Source organism: Endozoicomonas sp. SESOKO2 (assembly GCF_024606245.1).
GTDB lineage: Bacteria > Pseudomonadota > Gammaproteobacteria > Pseudomonadales > Endozoicomonadaceae > Endozoicomonas_A.
Genome location: NZ_JAHHPQ010000187.1, coordinates 1 through 1,659, shown reverse-complemented (window position 1 = coordinate 1,659; position 1,659 = coordinate 1). Strand labels below are relative to the sequence as shown.

1 protein-coding gene is annotated in these 1,659 nt (G+C 49.9%); it reads right to left on the bottom strand.

Features of this window, described 5'->3' with window-relative positions; all coding sequences use genetic code 11:
* Nucleotides 1-255: 255 nt before the first annotated feature.
* A partial coding sequence (gene mutL, locus KDK17_RS04565) for a DNA mismatch repair endonuclease MutL (RefSeq protein WP_257287454.1) occupies nt 256-1,659 on the bottom strand: 1,404 nt, incomplete at its 5' end.

Here is a 1,659-nt window from a genome sequence, read left to right as displayed (position 1 = left end):
GAATGAAGGTGAGAGTGGGGCACAGCCTGACAGCCGATATGGAAATTTACGGCAGCTACCAGTTCAGCAAGGCAGATGACTATCAGACCGATTATCAGGCCCTGCAACTAGGTATATCCTGGTCCATCTAAAGTCAGAGTTTTCTCGAATTGGGCTGCCTGGTTATTCTGTCAAAGGCCGTGGATGATTTGTTGAAGCGGAAAGGATAGTCAGACAGCCCTGCTTTCCTGGCGGATACACTGGCTCCAGGGTAAATTAGCGCCCTCGCAAAAACAGTTTGTCCAGCTGATCCAGTGTCAATAAGGTCCAGGTGGGTCTTCCATGGTTACACTGTCCGCTGCGTTCTGTCCGCTCCATGTCCCTGAGCAGAGCATTCATTTCTTCGGTTGAAAGACGACGATTAGCTCGTACTGAACCATGACAGGCCATGGTGGCCAGTACCTCATTCATCTGACTTTCCACACGATCACTGTCACCGTGCTGCATCAGATCTGAAAGCACATCACGGACCAGCTTTTCTACATCAGCATTGTGAAGCATAACCGGCAACTGACGCACCAAAAGTGTTTCTGGTCCCATTCGCTCAAGCGCCAATCCAAGCTGTTTGAAGTACTCATAATTTTCTTCGGCACAGGTCGCCTCACGATCACTGACAGCAATTGATTTTGGTACCAACAGAGGCTGGGCTTTAATACCATCGGCATGCCAGGAAATTTTCATCCGTTCATAAGTAATGCGTTCGTGAGCAGCATGCATGTCGACCAGAATCATCCCCTGCTCGTTCTCAGAGAGAATATAAATACCTTTCAGTTGTGCTATGGCATAGCCCAAGGGTGGGATATCTGCCGTCTGTTCTGGCAGATTTACGGAGGTAGACTGTTCGGCTGGAGTATCATTGATGGCTGAGGGCTGATCTTCCTGAAGAGAGCTTCGCTCCGTGGCACCTGAAGCATAAAGCTCGCCGTATGCCTGAATCTGCTTCTGAATTTGATCTGGCAGAGGTGTTTCTCTTGCTTGTCTTGCACCTGAAAACGCTGACGGCTGCCCGGAAGCTGCACTATAAGAAAAGGAGGGACTGGCTGGAGCCGGGGACAGCTTCATACTTTCCTGACTCTTGAATTCGCCACCTTCAATGCCTGAGGCTTGGCTTTTGGGCTGTAAAGACAGAGCCGCTGAAGGCAGTTGATCTTCTGGAGACACTTGTCCCAGAGCACGATGCAACGTACTGAACAGGAAGTTATGGACTGTTCGACCATCCCTGAATCGGACCTCGTGCTTGGTTGGGTGAACGTTAACATCCACCTGCGCCGGATCAAGCTCAAGATACAAGACAAAGGTTGGATGCCTACCCCCATAAAGCACATCACGATAGGCTTGACGCACAGCATGTGCGACCAGTTTATCTCTGATTACCCGGCCGTTAACAAAGAAGTACTGAAGATCAGCGCTGGAACGGGAAAATGTTGGTAATCCTACCCAGCCCCAAAGCTTTAGATCTGAAACCTCGACATCAACAATCACCGAGTTTTCAATAAACTTTGGTCCACAGAGAGACGCTACCCGGCGATCTTTCTCAGCCTGTGTGCTGCAGGGTCTTAGTTGATGAATACTGCGCTGGTTATGCCTCAGACCAAACCCTACATCAAACCGGGACAAGGC